Origin of the sequence: Polynucleobacter necessarius (assembly GCF_900095185.1) — a bacterium.
Taxonomy (GTDB): domain Bacteria; phylum Pseudomonadota; class Gammaproteobacteria; order Burkholderiales; family Burkholderiaceae; genus Polynucleobacter.
In genome coordinates this window covers 276876-295761 of the sequence record NZ_LT606948.1, presented here as the reverse complement: position 1 = coordinate 295761, position 18886 = coordinate 276876, and the positions used below count along the sequence as shown (strand labels likewise).

General features: G+C 45.0%; 21 protein-coding genes, 1 tRNA gene and 4 pseudogenes. 11 read left to right on the top strand and 15 right to left on the bottom strand.

Going from position 1 to position 18886, the window contains the following annotated elements; all coding sequences use genetic code 11:
* Window positions 1-27: 27 nt before the first annotated feature.
* Window positions 28-1134 (bottom strand): aromatic ring-hydroxylating oxygenase subunit alpha, encoded by a 1107-nt coding sequence (locus DXE31_RS01880; protein ID WP_114697614.1) that lies wholly within the window; start codon window positions 1132-1134, stop codon window positions 28-30.
* 150 nt (window positions 1135-1284) lie between these two features.
* On the opposite strand from DXE31_RS01880, the gene xseB reads away from it, so the two are divergent.
* From xseB to folE2, 4 genes and pseudogenes are all read left to right on the top strand, one after another.
* A complete protein-coding gene (xseB, locus tag DXE31_RS01875; protein ID WP_114698619.1) occupies window positions 1285-1518 on the top strand; it encodes an exodeoxyribonuclease VII small subunit in 234 nt (77 codons plus the stop codon).
* On the top strand, window positions 1519-2424 hold the full coding sequence (locus DXE31_RS01870) for a polyprenyl synthetase family protein (RefSeq protein ID WP_114697613.1): 906 nt from the start codon (window positions 1519-1521) through the stop codon (window positions 2422-2424).
* A gap of 33 nt (window positions 2425-2457) precedes the next feature.
* Window positions 2458-4359: a 1-deoxy-D-xylulose-5-phosphate synthase gene (dxs, locus tag DXE31_RS01865; RefSeq protein WP_114697612.1), complete on the top strand. Its 1902-nt coding sequence runs from the start codon at window positions 2458-2460 to the stop codon at window positions 4357-4359.
* A 34-nt stretch (window positions 4360-4393) separates the two neighbouring features.
* Window positions 4394-5213, top strand: a pseudogene (gene folE2, locus DXE31_RS01860) (GTP cyclohydrolase FolE2).
* A gap of 20 nt (window positions 5214-5233) precedes the next feature.
* On the opposite strand, the gene tsaD reads toward folE2, so the two are convergent.
* A complete protein-coding gene (gene tsaD, locus DXE31_RS01855; RefSeq protein ID WP_114698618.1) occupies window positions 5234-6307 on the bottom strand; it encodes a tRNA (adenosine(37)-N6)-threonylcarbamoyltransferase complex transferase subunit TsaD in 1074 nt (357 codons plus the stop codon).
* Window positions 6308-6384: 77 nt separating this feature from the next.
* Between tsaD and rpsU the strand changes: the two genes are divergently transcribed.
* The 5 genes from rpsU to DXE31_RS01830 all read left to right on the top strand — a co-directional run bounded on the left by rpsU (window position 6385) and on the right by DXE31_RS01830 (window position 11721).
* The gene (rpsU, locus tag DXE31_RS01850; protein WP_114697611.1) at window positions 6385-6597 is read left to right on the top strand and encodes a 30S ribosomal protein S21; all 213 of its coding nucleotides are present in this window, start codon (window positions 6385-6387) and stop codon (window positions 6595-6597) included.
* A 116-nt stretch (window positions 6598-6713) separates the two neighbouring features.
* The gene (locus DXE31_RS01845) at window positions 6714-7160 is read left to right on the top strand and encodes a GatB/YqeY domain-containing protein (protein ID WP_114697610.1); all 447 of its coding nucleotides are present in this window, start codon (window positions 6714-6716) and stop codon (window positions 7158-7160) included.
* A 24-nt stretch (window positions 7161-7184) separates the two neighbouring features.
* The gene (dnaG, locus tag DXE31_RS01840; protein ID WP_114697609.1) at window positions 7185-9149 is read left to right on the top strand and encodes a DNA primase; all 1965 of its coding nucleotides are present in this window, start codon (window positions 7185-7187) and stop codon (window positions 9147-9149) included.
* 236 nt (window positions 9150-9385) lie between these two features.
* The gene (rpoD, locus tag DXE31_RS01835) at window positions 9386-11632 is read left to right on the top strand and encodes an RNA polymerase sigma factor RpoD (protein ID WP_174222254.1); all 2247 of its coding nucleotides are present in this window, start codon (window positions 9386-9388) and stop codon (window positions 11630-11632) included.
* Between the two features lie 12 nt (window positions 11633-11644).
* Window positions 11645-11721, top strand: a tRNA-Ile gene (locus DXE31_RS01830).
* Between the two features lie 134 nt (window positions 11722-11855).
* On the opposite strand, the gene DXE31_RS01825 is transcribed toward DXE31_RS01830, so the two are convergent.
* From DXE31_RS01825 to DXE31_RS11930, 5 genes and pseudogenes are all read right to left on the bottom strand, one after another.
* Window positions 11856-12191, bottom strand: coding sequence for a tautomerase family protein (locus DXE31_RS01825; RefSeq protein ID WP_114697608.1), 336 nt, complete (start codon window positions 12189-12191; stop codon window positions 11856-11858).
* 4 nt (window positions 12192-12195) lie between these two features.
* Window positions 12196-12495 (bottom strand): tripartite tricarboxylate transporter substrate-binding protein, encoded by a 300-nt coding sequence (locus DXE31_RS11935; protein ID WP_114697607.1) that lies wholly within the window; start codon window positions 12493-12495, stop codon window positions 12196-12198.
* An 8-nt stretch (window positions 12496-12503) separates the two neighbouring features.
* Window positions 12504-12677 (bottom strand): annotated as a pseudogene (locus DXE31_RS12720) (tripartite tricarboxylate transporter substrate-binding protein); the annotation flags it as partial.
* Window positions 12671-12877, bottom strand: a complete 207-nt coding sequence (locus tag DXE31_RS12715) for a tripartite tricarboxylate transporter substrate-binding protein (protein WP_162785520.1) — start codon at window positions 12875-12877, stop codon at window positions 12671-12673. The pseudogene DXE31_RS12720 and the gene DXE31_RS12715, both read right to left, overlap by 7 nt.
* Window positions 12802-13170 (bottom strand): tripartite tricarboxylate transporter substrate-binding protein, encoded by a 369-nt coding sequence (locus DXE31_RS11930; RefSeq protein ID WP_114697604.1) that lies wholly within the window; start codon window positions 13168-13170, stop codon window positions 12802-12804. The genes DXE31_RS12715 and DXE31_RS11930 overlap by 76 nt, the downstream gene beginning before the upstream one ends.
* A 467-nt stretch (window positions 13171-13637) precedes the next feature.
* Between DXE31_RS11930 and DXE31_RS10080 the strand changes: the two genes are divergently transcribed.
* Window positions 13638-13814, top strand: coding sequence for a hypothetical protein (locus DXE31_RS10080; protein ID WP_197712102.1), 177 nt, complete (start codon window positions 13638-13640; stop codon window positions 13812-13814).
* Between the two features lie 37 nt (window positions 13815-13851).
* Window positions 13852-14228: pseudogene (locus tag DXE31_RS10075) on the top strand (DUF1214 domain-containing protein).
* Between the two features lie 105 nt (window positions 14229-14333).
* Here DXE31_RS10075 and DXE31_RS01795 read toward each other — a convergent pair.
* From DXE31_RS01795 to nirD, 8 genes and pseudogenes are all read right to left on the bottom strand, one after another.
* Window positions 14334-14801, bottom strand: a complete 468-nt coding sequence (locus DXE31_RS01795; protein ID WP_114697603.1) for a nuclear transport factor 2 family protein — start codon at window positions 14799-14801, stop codon at window positions 14334-14336.
* 667 nt (window positions 14802-15468) lie between these two features.
* Window positions 15469-15711: a hypothetical protein gene (locus DXE31_RS01790; protein ID WP_114697602.1), complete on the bottom strand. Its 243-nt coding sequence runs from the start codon at window positions 15709-15711 to the stop codon at window positions 15469-15471.
* A gap of 329 nt (window positions 15712-16040) precedes the next feature.
* Complete coding sequence (locus tag DXE31_RS12710; RefSeq protein WP_415077794.1) at window positions 16041-16541, bottom strand: hypothetical protein; 501 nt, start codon at window positions 16539-16541, stop codon at window positions 16041-16043.
* 54 nt (window positions 16542-16595) lie between these two features.
* On the bottom strand, window positions 16596-16733 hold the full coding sequence (locus DXE31_RS12705; RefSeq protein WP_415077793.1) for a molybdopterin dinucleotide binding domain-containing protein: 138 nt from the start codon (window positions 16731-16733) through the stop codon (window positions 16596-16598).
* 65 nt (window positions 16734-16798) lie between these two features.
* Window positions 16799-17377, bottom strand: a complete 579-nt coding sequence (locus tag DXE31_RS12700) for a molybdopterin-dependent oxidoreductase (protein WP_415077792.1) — start codon at window positions 17375-17377, stop codon at window positions 16799-16801.
* A 543-nt stretch (window positions 17378-17920) separates the two neighbouring features.
* Window positions 17921-18100, bottom strand: a complete 180-nt coding sequence (locus DXE31_RS12695; protein WP_415077791.1) for a molybdopterin-dependent oxidoreductase — start codon at window positions 18098-18100, stop codon at window positions 17921-17923.
* A 2-nt stretch (window positions 18101-18102) separates the two neighbouring features.
* Window positions 18103-18462, bottom strand: a complete 360-nt coding sequence (locus DXE31_RS12690; RefSeq protein WP_415077790.1) for a molybdopterin-dependent oxidoreductase — start codon at window positions 18460-18462, stop codon at window positions 18103-18105.
* A 100-nt stretch (window positions 18463-18562) separates the two neighbouring features.
* A pseudogene (gene nirD, locus DXE31_RS01780) lies at window positions 18563-18877 on the bottom strand (nitrite reductase small subunit NirD); the annotation flags it as partial.
* Window positions 18878-18886 lie beyond the last annotated feature (9 nt).

Below are 18886 nucleotides of genomic sequence, written 5' to 3'. Positions count from 1 at the left end.
AATTTTAACTACTTAAATTGTTACTGATTATGTACCTGCAAAGTTCATTACGCGTCGGTACCATTCATGGAAATGCTGCATACCATCTTCCATTGGACTTTGATAAGGGCCTACCTCATTAACGCCACGGGCTAATAGTGCTGCGCGCCCTTGATCCATACGCTCGGCAATTTCATCATCCTCAATGCAGGTTTCCATATAGGCTGCACGCTCTGCCTCTACGAATTCACGTTCAAATAAAGCGATCTCTGCTGGATAGTAGAACTCAATGATATTGCGTGTTCTATTTGGACCCATTGGGTGAAGTGTGGATACGCAGAGTACGCCTGGGTACCACTCCACCATGACATTTGGATAATAGGTCAGCCAAATAGCCCCGTGGCGCGGAGCTTTGCCGTCAAATTGACGTAATACTGCTTCATGCCAATTGCGATAGGTTGGTGAGCCTGGCTTTTGAAGTTCTCTGTGGATGCCAACGGTCTGTACGCTATGCCAATCACCAAATTCCCAGTGGAGATCTTCGCAAGAAACAAATTTTCCTAAACCTGGATGAAACGGAACAACGTGGTAGTCTTCGAGATACACCTCGATGAAAGTTTTCCAGTTGTAGTTGCAATCATGTACCTCAATATGATCGAGCATATAGCCATCAAATTTGAGATCATCTGCTACACCTAATTTAGCCAGCTCTGAGCGAACATCACGAGAGCCCTCGAACAGCAATCCTTGCCAATTTTGTAGTGGTGACTTACCAAGGTTCAAGCAGGGCTTATCCTCAAAATGAGGAGCGCCTAATAATTGACCGCTCAGGTCATATGTCCAGCGATGTAACGGGCAAACAATATGTTCTGTTTTGCCGCGACCATTTAGCATCAGGGCTTGACGATGGCGACAGACATTTGAAAGTAGCTCTACTCCCGATCCGTTGCGGACAAGGATGCGACCCTCGTTTTCTGCGCTAATAGTTTGATAGGAGCCAATCTCGGGCACCATGAGTGCGTGGCCGACATAGCCAGGACCTTGCTTAAATAGCAGTTCAATTTCCCGCTGATACAAATCAGCGTCAAAATATGCCGAAACCGGCAGTTGTAAATTGGACGGCGCAAGCTTCTGCGCGGTAGCCAGATTAGTCATTCTCCCCACCCCCGAAAACGTCAGCCAATAACCAATCCAACCATCGACGGATCGATATTGGAAAGGAAGGGGTGGATTATACCCATCCAAATGGCTTCTCGCTTTAATATGTATGGCAATCCATGTGGGAGATACCAAGGAAAACAGCTTATGCCAGCCAAGAGGTCAGATACTCAGCAGTGCGGTCTTGAGGTCAAAATTGACCCAAAACTGCGCTATGAACAAGCCGTAAAGGAGCTTGAAAAGCTCATTTCCGATATGGAATCCGGAAAATTTTCTTTAGAGGAAACTTTATTGGCCTATCAACGCGGCGCCGCCTTGTTAAAACATTGCCAAGGAATGTTGGCTCAAGTTGAACAACAAGTTCGAGTTTTCGAGGCTTAATTGAGCTCCGTTTTTCAAGTTCAGGAGTGGATAACTTCTCACTCTGAGCGAACTGAGTTGGCGTTAGATCGTTTACTCGATTCCGCACAAATGACTCCTCATCGCTTGCATGAGGCAATGCGGTATGCAGCACAAGGTGGTGGTAAGCGGATTCGTCCGCTATTGGTTTATGCAGCTGGACAGCTTGGCAATTTTTCTGAGGCTGATAAAACAGCGTCATTAGATGCTGCGGCAGTTGCCATTGAATGTATACATGCTTACTCATTAGTGCATGATGACTTGCCGTGTATGGATGATGATGATTTGCGTCGTGGTCGACCAACTGTCCATAAAGCATTTGATGAGGCGACTGCGTTATTAGTTGGTGATGCCCTACAAACACGCGCCTTTGAAATCCTAGTTAATGCTAGTTGTGATGCGCACGTGCGTTTAAAGATGATTACATTATTAGCGGCCGCCTCAGGTTCTCGCGGTATGGCTGGCGGGCAAGCAATCGATTTAGAGAGTGTTGGCAAGAAATTAGATCTTCCCGGTTTAAAGCAAATGCATGCAATGAAGACCGGTGCTTTATTGTCATGCGCGGTAGGATTAGGAGGTATCGCAGCACAACTCAATTTAGCGCAGATGGCTTGCCTCGATAGTTATTCGAAATCCTTAGGATTGGCTTTTCAGATTGTGGATGATGTTTTGGACGCGACCACTGATAGTCAAACCTTGGGAAAAACAGCTGGCAAAGACGCTGTCGCGAATAAGCCCACCTATGTAACCCTGATGGGTTTAGACTACGCACAGCAACAGGCAAAAGAGCTTCAGGAAGAGGCAATCGCTAGTTTAGATAGTTTTGGCGCATCATCGGCGCAGGCATTAAAAGATTTAGCTCTTTTAGTTGTTAATCGTGGCAAATAAAAGAGAATCATTTGTTCAGAATATTTAGATTCAATGACTTTAGATTCCATTCGCTCCCCTGATGACCTTAAAAAACTCTCGCGTGAAGAGTTACCAGTGCTAGCTGATGAGCTTCGTGAGTTCATTGTGGATTCTGTATCCAAAACCGGAGGGCATCTCTCATCCAACCTAGGTACGGTAGAGCTATCTATAGCCTTGCATTACGTTTTTGATACCCCGGCAGATCGTATCGTTTGGGATGTGGGGCATCAAAGTTACCCGCACAAAATATTGACTGGCCGCAAAGAGCGTATGAACACTTTGCGGCAGTATCAAGGCCTTTCAGGCTTTCCGCATCGAACTGAGAGTGAATTTGATGCTTTTGGAACCGGACATTCCTCTACAAGTATTTCTGCGGCAATGGGTATGGCGCGCGCCTTTCAGACCAAAGGTGAGCGACATGTAGCTGTTGCTGTGATTGGTGATAGCGCGATGACTGGTGGTATGGCTTTTGAGGCTATGAATAATGCAGGCGTATATGACGATATCCCTTTAGTGGTCATTTTGAATGACAACGATATGTCGATTTCACCGGCAGTAGGTGCGCTGAATCGACACCTTGCACGATTGCTGAGTGGCAACATTTACTCTGCGACCAAAAAGGGTATTGATAGCGTTCTTTCCATTGCCCCGCCACTGCGTGAATTCGCAAAACGTCTTGAAGATCATGCCAAAGGAATGGTCTCACCATCGACCATCTTCCAAGAGTTTGGTTTTAATTATTTTGGGCCAATTGATGGCCACGATCTTGATGCACTTGTGCCGATGCTACAGAATGTGCGTCGCTTAGTTTTAGAAGGCCGCGGCCCCCAGTTTTTGCACGTAGTAACTACAAAAGGTCAGGGATATGAGTTAGCCGAAGCTGATCCCGTCCTCTATCACGGCCCAAGTAAATTTAATCCTGAAGAGGGTGTCAAAAAAGCGGTAGCGAGTAAGAAGACTTTTACTCACGTGTTTAGTGAGTGGCTATGTGATATGGCTCACGTCGACCCTTTATTAATTGGCATTACTCCTGCGATGCGTGAAGGTTCTGGTTTAGTCGAATTTGAAAAGCACTTTCCAAAACGTTATTACGACGTCGGTATTGCTGAGCAGCATGCGGTCACTTTTGCGGCGGGCATGGCTTGTGAGAGTATGAAGCCTGTTGTAGCAATTTATTCCACCTTCTTACAGCGTGGATACGATCAATTAATTCATGATGTGGCTTTACAAGATTTGCCAGTGTTATTTGCGTTAGATCGTGCTGGACTGGTTGGGGCAGATGGTGCTACTCATGCAGGCGCATATGACATTCCTTACTTGCGTTGCATTCCGAATATGTTGGTGATGACGCCCGCGGATGAAGCTGAATGTCGCGATTTATTAACGACTGCTTTTCATCAGCCGCATCCAACTGTAGTGCGCTACCCTCGCGGCTCAGGAGTTGGCATTATTCCTTCTAAAGAGTTACGCACTTTACCAATGGGCAAAGGCGAGATTCGTCGAAAATCAACCGCACCTGCTGGTCAACGTGTAGCCATTTTGGCCTTTGGCACATTGCTTTATCCTGCCTTAGAGGTTGCCGAAGGAATTGATGCAACAGTAGCAAATATGCGTTTTGTTAAGCCGCTCGATATCGATTTGATTGAATCTTTGGCAGCAGATCATGATTATTTGGTGACGATAGAGGATGGTGCAATTGCTGGTGGTGCAGGTAGCGCTTGTTTGGAGGCGCTCGCAAAGTTAAGTGTCGCTAAACCCCTCTTGCAATTAGGTTTACCTGACCAGTTCATTGAACACGGCGATTACAACTTGCTAATGACCAAGTGTGGCTTGGCTGTAGAAGGTATCGCAAACTCTATCAAACAGCGTTTTCCGAGTGTATTAAGCACGAAATCAGTAGTTTTGGGTAAATAAGCCGGTTTTGCCTGAAAATAGAGCTACGAATGACATGAACCCCGCCTTTTTCAAACTAAGCGCTATGCCCGATGTGCAATCCACTCGGGATGAGCGTGCTTTACCAATTGAGCAGGTTGGTATCCGTGGCGTACGCCATCCACTGACTATTCGGATGGGAGACGGATAACTTTCCATCCGTAGGACTTTTCGAGATGGATGTCGCTTTGCCTGCGCATGTAAAAGGTACACACATGTCCCGTTTCATGGCCTTATTACAAAAACAAGATATCGCCGTGGATAGCACTTCGGTTGTAGCGATGGCGCATGAAATGCTGCCATTGCTTGATGCTAAAGAAGGTCATGTGCAATTTACCTATACTCACTTTGTTAAAAAAGCAGCGCCAGTGTCGGGTGTAGAAAGCCTAATGGATTACGAAGTGACTTGGATGGCAACTGCAAAGCAAAATAGCAACGGCAAATCCGAGGTTGAATTAGGTTTGCGTGCCCAAGTTCCTGTAATGAGTTTGTGCCCTTGCTCTAAAGAGATTTCTGATTTTGGTGCTCATAATCAGCGCTCACATGTAACGATGTCTGTAGTGTTGGATGCCAATACACAGATGACTGTGGAAGATTTGGTTGAGGCAGCCGAAAGCGAAGCCTCTAGTGAACTTTGGGGGTTGCTCAAGCGTCCCGATGAGAAGTGGGTCACTGAACGCTCTTACAGTAATCCGAAGTTTGTTGAAGACTTAGTTCGTGATGTGGCTGGGCGTCTCAAGACGGATGAGCGGATTCTCGCATTCGTAGTCGAGGTCGAGAATTTCGAATCTATTCACAATCACAGCGCCTTTGCCCGTATTAGTCTCACTAAATAATTAGGCAAGCAAGTCCTAAATTACTTCAGGTTATTGGTTTCCAAATGCCAACGAGGTTTGACATTAAACGCACCTGATTTTGTGGCGCCATGACCTTCACTTAGCAAACGTAGCGCTCCGGCAAATGCGATCATCATACCATTATCAGTGCAAAGTTCTAGTGGTGGGTAATGTACTTCAAAATGATTTTTCTTTGCTTTGTCATTGAGTGCAGTACGAAGTTGTACATTGGCACCCACGCCACCTGCAAGCACTAAATGTTTGCAGCCTGTTTGCTTTAGTGCTTTCTCTGATTTGCTGACGAGTACTGCCACAATGGCACCAACAAAACTTCTCGCAAGGTCCGCATGAAATTGCGCGACGATGTTTACGTCAGCAATATTTTGTTTTGCAAACTTTTTGGTTTGATTGAGAACGGCAGTCTTTAAGCCTGAGAAAGAAAAATCCAAATCGCCTGAATGCAACATAGGTTTAGGTAGATCAAGCATTCCGAGACGACCTTGTTCCGCCAATTTCGAAATCGCTGCACCGCCAGGGTAGTCTAAGCCTAATAGTTTAGCGGTCTTATCAAAAGCCTCACCCGCAGCATCATCCAAAGTTTCACCCAGCAGTTCATATTGGCCAATTCCAGAAACCTTCATAAGCTGAGTGTGACCCCCAGAAACCAATAAAGCGATAAATGGGAATTGAGGGACTGTTTGACCCAAAAGCGGAGAAAGAAGGTGTCCCTCGAGGTGATGCACCCCCATTGAGGGCAAATTGAGGCCTTGGGCGAGGGATTTTGCAAACGCACTGCCCACTAAGAGGGCTCCAGCCAATCCGGGTCCCTGAGTGAAGGCTACGGCATCAATATCGCTTAATTTAAGGCCGGATTGGTCTAAAGATTGCCCTAAAAGGGGTAAGACACGACGAATATGGTCGCGCGAGGCTAATTCAGGGACTACGCCCCCATAGTCCCGATGCATAGCAATTTGAGAGTGCAAACCCTGTCCCAATATGCCCTCGAAGGCTGGTTTACCATCTTCCCAAGGCCTGGTGTTGTATAAAGCCACCCCAGTTTCATCGCAAGAAGTTTCTATTCCTAAAACAATCATTTTTTGGTTTGGTCGTGCTAGAATCGCAATTAAGTTAATTTTTCGATATCTATCGAGCATATACGAGTTAAATAAGTATGACTACAGTCCGCCTCCGCGAAAATGAACCATTTGAAGTGGCATTACGCCGTTTCAAGCGCACCATTGAAAAGAATGGCCTTTTGACAGACTGGCGTGCACGCGAGTTCTACGAGAAGCCAACTGCTGAGCGTAAGCGCAAGAAGGCTGCCGCTGCCAAGCGCCATTACAAGCGTATTCGCAGCCAAATGTTGCCTAAGAAGCTTTACTAATAGAATTTACAAGCTCTCTTCACCGAGAAGCTTTGAAACCCGTTGACGGTGAAACGCAGCGGGTTTTTGCTTTTTAATCGCCATTCAACATTGAATTTAATATCAGGAATATAGCGATGCGCCTCAAAGATCAAATCACTGAAGATATGAAAAGTGCTATGCGAGCAAAAGAAACGGGACGTTTGGGCATAACTCGGCTTTTGTTGGCAGCGATAAAGCAGCGTGAAGTCGATGAGCGGATTGTGGTGGATGATGCAGGAGTGATTGCTACTGTTGAAAAAATGGTTAAGCAACGCAAAGACTCGATCTCTCAGTTTGAAAAAGCGGGTCGTGATGACTTGGTGGCGATCGAAGGTGCCGAAATGACTATTTTGCAAACCTACTTGCCTGCACAGTTATCTGATGCTGAAGTTGAAGCGGCAGTGGCTGCTGCTGTTTCCTCCACGGGAGCTTCTGGACCCCAGGATCTGGGCAAGGTGATCGGCGTTCTTAAAGGCCAATTGGCTGGCAAAGCAGATATGGGTACGGTATCTGGCTTGGTAAAAGCCGCGCTAGCAAAGTAAGAAACATCCTTACATACTGAGCATATGGCGCTCATCCCACAATCCTTTATTGTCGATCTCTTGAATCGGGTGGACATCGTTGATGTAGTTGGGCAACATGTCAAGTTGAAAAAAGCGGGCGCGAACTATCAAGGTTTGTGCCCGTTTCATTCTGAGAAGTCTCCTTCATTTTCGGTATCTCCCACTAAGCAGTTCTATCATTGCTTCGGTTGTGGTGCGCATGGATCTGCTATTAGCTTCCTAATGGAATATTCTGGTCTAGGTTATGTGGATGCGATTGAAGATCTGGCACGCTCAGTAGGATTAGATGTTCCTCGCGAGGAGCGAACAGCGAATGACGTAGCAAGACAACAGCAAGCGATGGCCTTAAGTGAAGTAATGAGTTCTGCGGCAGATTGGTATCGCCAGCAACTCAAAGGAAATACTAGAGCTGTAGAGTATTTGAAGGGCCGCGGTCTTACAGGTGAGATTGCCAAACGCTATGCACTTGGTTATGCACCTGATGGTTGGCAAGGCTTAGAAGCAGTCTTCGGCACTTACTCAAATGATGAAGTGGCTAAGACCTTGCTTGAGGGTGGCTTAATTATCCAAGGTGAGCAAACGGAGGGTAGTCAGCCCGTAAAACGCTACGATCGTTTTCGTGATCGGATTATGTTTCCGATTCGCAATCCCAAAGGGCAAAAGATTGGTTTTGGAGGTCGCATTCTCGATCAAGGCGGGCCGAAGTATTTAAATTCTCCAGAGACACCGTTGTTTTCCAAAGGAAATACGCTTTACGGATTATTTGAAGCAAGACAAGCAATTCACACACAAGAATATGTTCTTGTGTGTGAAGGTTATATGGATGTTGTTGCTTTAGCGCAATTAGGATTTCCGAATGCCGTAGCTACATTGGGGGCAGCCTGTACTGCAAACCATGTGGGCATGCTCTTGCGCCAAACAGACAAGATAGTCTTTTCATTTGATGGCGACACTGCTGGCCAAAGAGCAGCACAGCGTGCGCTAGAGGCATGTTTGCCATTAATGTCAGACGATAAAGAAATTCGATTCTTATTTTTGCCGACGGAGCATGATCCTGATAGTTATGTGCGCGCCTATGGAGCGGCAGCATTTGAGAAAGTCATGAAAGAGGCAATGTCTATCTCCAGTTTTTTCTTTAAAGTTGCCAGCGAAGGACATGAGCTTACAACCCCTGAAGGCCGTGCCCACACACATCATGCCGCTAAGCCACTCTTGCTCTCAATGCCACCAATTGCGCTGCGAACGCAAATCTTACGTGAGTTAGCCATCCGCACCAACTCTACACCGGCAGAGCTCGAAGCATTTTGCGGTTTAACAGTTGCGCCAGCGCCAGTTCGACAAACACTGTATCAGCCTATGCAAGCAAGAGTTCAAGGTGGAGCTGCGATTCAGAATGGACACAGTAATTTCAACAACAATAGCCAAGGTGCTCCTTGGCAAGCATCTAAAGGATCTGCAAAGCGAGTTGCTACACAAAATATTGAGCCACCGAAAGCGCCAACGGATCTAGCCGAGCAGATGTTGCGAGTGATGATTCAGTTTCCGCACTTGGGAAAAGCATTAGATACGTATAGACGTGCGCTAGCATTAAAGGCAGCAGAGCAGAGGTCTGCTAAAGCACATGCCTTGATGCAGGATCTTTTATTGCAATGTGATTTAGTTGAGTTGATTCCAGGTGATGTTAATAAGCCTGCCATGGTAGGTGCAGGTACATTTGCTATGTTTCAAGAACAACTTTCTCGCAGTGAGTTTGCAACGTTGTATGAGGTCCTAAGCAATCGCGTGATGGGGTCTAATTTGGAGCTTGATGGAGCCATCGCCGATCTAGAGGGGGCATTCAAAAAACTGGAATTAACCCATCTCAAGCAAGAAATGACTGCAATTGCCCAAAAGATCGCGGCAAGTACTGCTTCCGATCAAGATCGGGCCCGTTATCGAGAATTAGGCGAAAAGCTGAAATTCACTTAAGAATTTCTTCAAATACCCCTAGACATCCCCTAAAAGGGCCTCATATTTTTTGGGGAAGTAGGGGTAAAAAAGTCGCAATCGACTATAATCCTCTCTTCCCAAGAAAAAACCGCTTTAATTCAGCCACTTGCGCTTTATTTTGATGAAATTTGAGGTAAGTGGGTAAGTGAGTTCCGGGGGGGGGCTGTGCTTAATCAGTCGATATCAACAACAGTAATGTGAGTAAGTGCTAATAAATGCCGAATACCAAGACCAAAAAACCAGCTCCAAAAGCGAAAACACGAGCTAAACCTATAAAGGTTGCTGCTAAACCCGCTGCCAAAGCAAAGGCGCCAGCAAAACCTGCGCCAAAAGCCAAGATTCCTGTAAAAGCAACGAAGGCTAATGTCAAAGTTGAGCCATCGAAAAAAGGTAAGGCTGTTGCAGCGCCAAAGGTAGAAGCAGTTAAGGTTGCCAAAGAAAATAAAGGTAAAAAAGCTCAAGTTGTAGATCTTGAGACTCCAGTGGTTGAAGAAGAAAAGAAGCGTGGTCGTAAAGCAAAAGCTGAGACACCTGCAGATGCTGCAGCGCCAGTATTAACAGATCGTCAAAAAGCACGTGAGCGCAAGGCTAAAGAGAAGGCGCTCTTAAAAGAATTTGCTGCGCAACAGCTTGGAACTGAAGAGCAACAAGAATTACGTCGTGCTCGCTTGAAGACTTTGATCAAGATGGGTATGTCCAAGGGGTATTTAACTCATGGCGAAATGAATGACGTCATGTCTGATGAGTTGTCTGATGCAGATGCATTAGAAACGTTGATTAGCTTACTCAATGACATCGGTATTACTGTGTATGAGCAAGCGCCCGATGCAGAAACATTGATTCTGTCTGATAACACTGCTGCTGCCGCTTCTGAAGAAGAGGCTGAAGAAGAAGCAGAAGCCGCTTTATCCACTGTAGATTCGGAGTTCGGACGCACTATTGATCCTGTACGTATGTATATGCGTGAGATGGGTACCGTAGATCTCTTGACTCGTGAGGGCGAGATTGTCATTGCGAAGAAGATTGAAGCCGGCCTAAAAGATATGGTGATGGCTTTGTCTGCTTGTCCTGTAACGATTGCTGAAATTTTGACAAACGTCGACAAGATTGCCAGCGGTGAAATAGAAATCGATCAGTTTGTGGATGGCCTAGTTGATCCTAATGCTGAAGAGGGTGAAGATGATGGCGACGACGAAGGTAGCGGTAGTGGCGGCGGCGGTGCTGCAACAGCTAGCGCAAAGCAATTAGAGGAGTTGAAGCAGATCTCCTTGGAGAAGTTTGCGATCGTTCGTACTCAAGCGGAAAAAATGCGTCGCGCATTTGACAAAGATGGTTATAACTGTCCTGCATATCTCAAGGCTCAGGATGCAATTCGTGCTGAATTGCTAGATGTCCGTTTGACGGCCAAGAGTGTTGAGAGGCTATGCGATACGATGCGTTCACAGGTAGATCAGGTATGGAAGCTCGAGCGTGGCATTGTAAGCTTGCTGGTAGATAAGGTTGGCGTTAATCGTGGTGAAATATTAAAAGACTTCCCTAAGATGTCGATGAACCTGACTTGGACTGATAAGTTGCTCAAAGAAAACAAGCCATATAGCGCTCTCTTACAACGTAACGTTCCTGCAATTCAAGAGTTGCAACAGAAGTTGATCGATATTCAGAAGAATGTTGTTATTCCACTTCTAGAATTAAAAGAAGTAAACAAGCAAATGATCGCTGGCGAGAAGCGTGCGCGCGAAGCTAAGCGTGAGATGACCGTAGCCAACTTACGTTTGGTGATCTCGATTGCTAAGAAATACACCAATTGTGACTTGCAGTTCTTAGACTTGATTCAAGAAGGTAATATTGGCTTGATGAAAGCAGTAGATAAGTTTGAATACCGTCGTGGTTATAAGTTCTCTACTTATGCAACATGGTGGATTCGTCAGGCGATTACGCGCTCTATTGCAGATCAGGCACGTACGATTCGTATCCCTGTGCATATGATTGAGACCATCAATAAGATGAGCCGTATCAGCCGTCAGTTCTTGCAAGAAACTGGTCATGAGCCAGACGTTGCTACTCTGGCGTTGAAAATGGAGATTGCTGAAGATAAGATCCGTAAGATTATGAAGATTGCCAAAGAGCCTATCTCTATGGAGACTCCAATCGGCGACGACGAAGATTCTCATTTAGGTGACTTCATTGAAGATGACAACACATTGGCTCCAGCAGAAGCTGCATTGCATGACTCAATGCGTGATGTGGTGAAGGACGTACTTGATTCATTAACACCACGTGAAGCAAAAGTATTGCGTATGCGCTTTGGTGTTGAGATGAGTACTGATCACACCCTTGAAGAAGTTGGCAAGCAGTTTGACGTGACTCGTGAGCGTATTCGTCAGATTGAAGCCAAGGCCCTCAGAAAAATGCGTCACCCAAGCCGCAGTGACAAACTGAAGACCTTCCTCGAGGAAGGTTGATCTAAGACTAACGGGCCCATAGCTCAGTTGGTTAGAGCAGAGGACTCATAATCCTTTGGTCCCAGGTTCAAGTCCTGGTGGGCCCACCAATGAAATCAACGACTGAGGGAGAAATGCCTAAGTCGTTTTTTCTTTTTTCGCCACTAAGTGTATAAGCTATCGTCACATATTTTCCATGGCAAACCCAATAGATACATAGGTCTATTGGTAGTAGAGCAATGAACTATTTGCTGATTGTGATGTGGAAAACCTGTAACCACCGACCATTGGCAATCTTTCTTGCTTTTTCTTCTAGGCTTTTATGAATCATTACGCCCATAGCGCGAATCATTTCTTGCGGACGTGGATTCATAGTGTGCAGAGTAGCAAATAAAAATATTGCATCTTCAGGTTTATCAGACACTTGCCAATCTTCCAGGGCAACTACGCGATTTTTAAAGTCATCGAGGCGTACAAAATCTGCATGCGCTAACTTTATTAAATGAAGATTTTTAAAGAGTGCCTTCCAGTCAAGTTGACCTTCCAGTGTTGGCGGAATTTCTACTGTGATGTGAGGCATTTTATTAATCTACCGTTGCATTAGATTTGCGTGGCGCATCGCCCCAAACCCTTGCTTCAGCTAGTGACATCGGGGTGGCAACTAAGCCCATCTCTTGCATACGAGCTGCAACATCGGGCCGGCGCAGAACAGCACTGATTTCTTTATTGAGTTTTTCCGTAATTGGTGAAGGCATATTGCCTGGGCCCATGATTCCATACCATGGCGCTGCAACCAATCCAGTCACCCACGCTTCACGGAGGGTTGGGGTATCAGGCAACGCTGCTGAGCGACGATCACCAGTTTGTGAGCGAGAACACGCAATTTACCATTTCAAATATGCTGCATTAAAGGGCCTGGATTATCAAACATTAATGGAACTTGATTTCCAAGTAAATCTGTAGTGGCTGGAGTAGAACCCTTGTAAGGAATATGTAATAGTTGGACATTGGCAGATTGTTTAAACATTTCTCCAATAATATGCTGCCGCGTTCCATTACCTACAGAGGCATAGGCAAAATAGTATTGGGCTTTGCTTTGGCTGCGGCAATGAGATCCGCTACATTTTTATATGGCTGATCTGGATGAACCACCACCACAAATGGTGCCCGAGTAATAATAGCAAGTGGCGTTAAATCTTTCGCAGGATCATAGCGTAGTTGAGGATATAGGGCTTTGCCAACTGAAACAGGACCGGCTGCACCCAATCGCAAAGTGTATCCATCGGGTGTGGGGATAGCGCTACTTGTTCTGTGCCAATTGTGCCGCCAGCGCCTACTTTATTTTCAACAAGTACGGTTACTCCAAAACTTTCATTTAAGCCCATCGCAATAATACGACCAAGGGCATCGGTGACGGCACCAGCGGAATAAGGAACGATAATTTTAATTGGGCCTTTAGGATAAGAGTCTAGTGTTTGTGAAAATGATAAGTTAGTAATGCCAAATGAAATAATTGCAATCAAAAGTCTGATAACGCTTTTGAGATTAGCTCCAGGCATTTTTGTCTCCGTATCTGTTTTATTAGTAAATGCTTGAGTTCAAGAGTAATGGTTTGTAGCTTATCAGTACAGTATGTAAACCCTCTTTTTAATGAGTTTCTTAGTCTGCTACAAATTTAGTGGAAATTGGTTATGGATGTTTGGCTAGGATTAGATATTCAAGGTTGAATAGCTATGCTAGGATCATCAACAGCCAGATCCGCGCCATGTAACTTAGCGCAGCCAAAGAGGACAGATATGAAACTCAAATTACTTGTATTGGTTTTATGTTTCTTTTCGCTAAGGCAGGAACCGAAGCAAATTCTGGGATGAAGTGTTCTACTCCCATTGCTCCAGGCGTAGCTGTGCCAAACAAAATAGAAAGTTCTATTGGTGCGCTTAACTTAAATTATGGCTATCCCAAAGCCGATACTGTAGAGAAAATATACGATAACCTGGATCGCTCGCGAGTCCAGTAAGCCGATCTCATGGCGATATCAATCGTAAATCAAGCTGGTATGCGAGATTCTTTGGGTAAATTTGGCCCCGTTAACCGCATTGATGTGATCTGGGAAAACGTGGTTGATGCGCGTTCCGTAGAGCTGACGGCAAACGATAATACGATCTACAACTTTATTTGGCTCGACACCAAAAAGGGGCCATGAGTAATTGAGATCCCTCCAAAAGTTTTAGGGGGTGTTAATGATTTTTGGTACCGCTGGGGTGACCAATATGGATGGTTATATCTTCTATTGCTACTTTGCTACAGGTGTTACTCCGGCGATGGAAATGAAGATGGTTGGGCAGGGATCTCAATACCAATGGTCAGTGCAGGCTTCGAAAGGAAATCCATTCGATGGTAACAAGACCTACAAGATGCGTCTGCCACCTAATGTGCCTGTAAAGGATTTTTGGTCGGTGATCGTATATGACAATCAGACCCGCTTAATGGTGCAGATGGATCGATTGATGTGTATTTTGGTCCAAAAGCCCCTCTAGGTTACGAAAACAACTGGGTGCAAACACTTCCTAGTAAAGGTTGGTTCATGATTTTGCGTCTTTATGGACCTTTCTTTTGAGCCCTGGTTTGATAAAACCTGGCGACCCGGGGTGAGATAGAGTTACAAAAGTAAATTAAGTGACGCCTTAGTTTTGTGAATCACTCATCAGATCATGTGCGCTGGTTATAAACTATGATCACTTAGACTAGGGTGATCATCTGGCCTTCTTCCTAGGGGCCAGAAAAATTTTCTATCTGATTCTTTGATTGGTAAATCGTTAATGCTGGCAAATCGACGCATCATGAAACCGTTTTTATTGAACTCCCAATTCTCATTCCCGAAACTTCTGGTCCAGTTTCCAGAGTCGTCATGACACTCGTATGCAAAGCGGACTGCGATGCGATTATCTGTAAATGCCCAAAGCTCTTTAATGAGTCGGTAATCTAACTCTTTAGCCCATTTACGACGAAGAAACTCTTTCACTTGCTCACGCCCTTTTGGGAATTCAACACGATTTCGCCAAATAGTATCTTCTGTATAGACTAGCGCCACTTTTTCTGGATCACGTGTATTCCATGCGTCCTCAGTCATGCGAATTTTCTGAATCGCTATTTCCTTAGTAAATGGGGGTAAGGGGAATTTTTGTTCCATTTTTATTTCCATGAAGGTTGGGTTTGGGGATGTTATTGTTAACTTAGGTCAGCAATTCTAGAAATTTCATGAGCTTGTTTTCATATGGATCCAGGGCATGCAAGCTTACCTTTTATTATTTTTGATGTAACCAAGGCTGTAGATTGCGAATCTATTGTTGTAAATGGACTTAATTCTGAGAATCGCTCTTCCGGGCTCGTAATTTCTTGATCATTCGATGGTAGAAAATGCATTTCAGGCAACCTTTGCATGGTTGCCGTTGGTTCGCCCTCACTCCCCCTCATTAGCATTCCATTTGAAGAACGAAGTTGAAAAAACTCTCGTAATTTTTCTGGATATTCTAGGTGAGTGTAGTTAGAAATCTGCCATGGATCCTGAAGAGTTGGAGTTATGAGTTTTGCCAGTACCTGACCAGTATTCCTTAAGCCGATTCTCTCTGACGTCTAATAATTTCTGAAGCGCCAGAGAAATCACATTGAGCGGGCAAAAGATTGGCCGTTGAGTATTGAGAAGTGTTTCAAATTCATTAATCGTTCTAAGAATTGGCCAGTCAAGTGAGTTAAAAATTTCATGACTAGTTACTCTGGTCTGATCTCTCTACCCCTTGAACCAGAACGGTAAAACCATTACTAGTTAGCCTTCCGGCAAGAAGAGGTGTGAGGTTTGCTTATTTTCTAGCCCAGTTATAACTAGGCAAGACAATTGCTGGCTTTGATCCAATATTGAGTAAATTCAGATGCGGTTGTAGGGTATCTATAAAACCCATCAGCTCAGATGCCGTCTCTCCTTTGATGCGCATTGCAATACAAAATGCACCAAGCTCGAGATCGCTAACATTGCCCTCAAGAATGTGAGTAAAGACTTCTTTGGACTGAATACGATCAAGAGTGCCTGCACAAGCAATACTCATTGGGATATTATGCCGTTACTTCCAGTTTTGAGAGGAAGCTGGTAATCATTTGCTTGACTTCCGGTTTGTAGGATCCACAATTAGTTCCGCATTGTGTTGTAGATTGAAGGGTATTCATAGCATCTTCAAGAGTGATCTTTGGCGGTAATTTACTTAGGTATTCTTTCATTGTGTCAGCAGATACATTAAAACAGTTACAAATTGATTTGCCCTTAGATCTAATTTCTATTGGAGGCTTACTGACTGGCATTAGTCATGAACGACCTAGTGACTTTGCATCCAAACCACTCTCTCAGTACTCTCTGAGCCACGCAGAGCTGGCTAGACTCTCAATGGGTCCAGTTAACATTGTGTGCAGATAGAACCTTCTCTTTTGCGCGTATAAGGCGCACCACACCTCTTCGTTTATCGCTGTAGCGCATCACAGGCTCGCCACATGTTTCATCTAATTTCAATTTTTTCATCACATCTTTTAAACCGAATTCTGGAATAGAATCTAATTCTTCAAGAGGATCAATATGATGGGCGGCTTTGAATGAAACCCTAATGAGATCGCTATCCTGCTCTCTGCCAAATAGGACGCATTGGGCAGAATCGAAGGAAGGCAAAGTGCTTCGTAAACTATTTGGAATAGAAAAAACTTCGTCTTTAGGAAATAATCCAAAAGCAACTAATTGCCAAGGAAGATTTGCTGGCAAAATTTTGACAGCAGAGCGCTTGAATTCTGGTTGGTCTGATACGGGATCAATCAAACTGCAAGTAAGCCCATTAACTCCGCGCCCTGGGGTTTTTCCAGCCGCACCCAAAATAAATTCGGAACCCCAGTGCATAGCAATCAATGCTTGAGAAGAGGCAACATCATCTGAGATTTTGATTGGGAAGATCTAGCTACCTCTACGGCTAGTGACATGAACTAAAGCACCATTTTCTAGATTCATTCTCCCAGCATCTTTTGGCGATATCTCTATGCATGGTTCGGGCGAGTGGCCATAAAGTGTTGCAATAGTTCCAGTTCTGCTCATACCGTGCCATTGATCTCCGGGATATCCGGTATTGAGGGCAAATGGAAAGCGAGCGTCAACTGATTCTACAGTTGCCTTATATGGTGCTGCAATAAAGTGAGCCTTTTATCTTTCGTTGGAAAAACCCCATTTTTATAAAGTCTCTTTTTACCAAAGCAATTTCTGTTTGGCATTGACCATTGTTGTGGTCCACCCTCCTCGAGGATTTGATAACTTAGACTAGTGTTATCAAGATCGCGACCAGAGGTGCTTTCACGATGTTCATTCCAAATATCTTCAGGCCCACAATCAGAACATAGAGTAGAGACCCCATTCATCTTGTTATCTCTTAATAGTTCTTCAAGAGCTCTTGCAACTTCTAAGGCGATCTGCCAATCATGCTTAGAAGATGCGTAGAGTTTAATTGCTGGATTTACTTGAGATATGCGCCGCTCTGAATTGGTGACGGTCCCAATTTTTTCAGCCAAAGTAGTGGCTGGTAATAAGATATCTGCATAGAGAGTTGTCGCTGTATGTGCGTATGCCTCTTGAACGACAACAAATTCTGCGTTACTAAGTCCATCATGAACTGTATTGAGATTCGGCATAGATTGTGCAGGGTTTGTATAGACAAGCCAAATGGCTTTTAATTCTTTTGTGCGCAAAACGCTTCAAACATAGGAATGGCGCTGAGACCCGGCTTCTCAGGAATCGAATGGACCCCTCAAAAATTAGCAACTTCAGCGCGATGTTCTGGGTTAGCAAGATCGCGATGTGCAGACAGAAGGTTGGCCAAGCCACCAACTTCGCAACCGCCCATAGCATGCATTGGGTTGTCCAGTCGGAGAGCATGGACCTGCACCAGTCTTACCAATCTGACCCGTGGCCAAATGCCGGTGTACTAATTCGGCATTTTTAGCCGTCCCAGAGGCTGATTGATTCAGCCCTTGACAGTACAGTGAGAGAGTTGCGGGTGAAGTGGCAACCCATTGTGCTGCCTGAAATAAATCTTTTTTGCTAATACCGCAGATCTGGCTTACTGCTTTTGGTGTGAAGTCTCTTACTCAATCACGCAGGGCGTCAAAGCCTGCAGTATATGCGTTGATAGATGGTTCATTCATCCATTTTTCTCAAAGCATGATGTAGTAGAGCATGCCGTGCGAAAGGGTGACGTCAGTGCCGGGTTGAATTTGTAAATATCAATCTGCTTATTTTGCGGCATTGGTTTTGCTAGGGTCAACAACAATAACCTTGAGATCAGGATTATGTTTACTTGCATCCTCAAGACGTCTATATAGAACTGGATGTGCAAATGCAGTATTCGACCCAGTAATAAAAATAGTAGAGGCAGAATCAATATCTTCATAACAGCAGGGCGGAGCATCCATACCTAAGGTTTGCTTGTAATCCGCGCCACTGCACTTGACATACAGAGCCGCGAATTGGTATCAATATTACTTGAGCCAATCAGGCCCTTCATTAGCTTATTGAAGATATCGTAGTTTTCTGTCAGCAATTGGCCAGAGACATAAATCCCCACAGACTCAGGACCATGCTCTTGAATAATGGAGGCAAATTTCTTAGCAACTGTTTGACTTGTTTCAGGCCAAGAAATGTCTATCAGTTCCTCACCTCTTGCATTGCGGATTTGTGGCGAATCAAGCCTTGCTTGTATCTGAAGGTCTGGGTTTGCTGCAGTGAGATGAAGGGTGGATCCTTTGCTACAAAGTCTGGGGATGATCTGGGTCACTACGAACACCGGTTACCTCGATTTCCCCATTGCTCGATGCTGTAGTTTCAATAATGACACCACAGCCCACACGCCACAATAGCGGCAGGTGCTTTTAACATCAGCCATCGGTGGTTTGTAATTCCTCGCGACTTAACCATACCACCCCAGACTCAATCTTGACCGAAAATGATTTAGCGTAGCCTTCATCTGGAGCAACAGCGCATCCGGTGGAAAAGTCTATATTCCAGGAGTGCAGAGGGCAGGTTACAGATCTTCCATGAAGAATACCCTGTGAGAGAGGTCCACCATTGTGAGGGCACTTATCTAATACGGCAAATACTTCATCTTCTGTATTTCTGAAAATCGCAATTTGACCAGCAGGCGCTTGAATAATACGAGAACCCAGTACTGGTATCTCCTCAAGAGCTGTGACTTTAAGCCA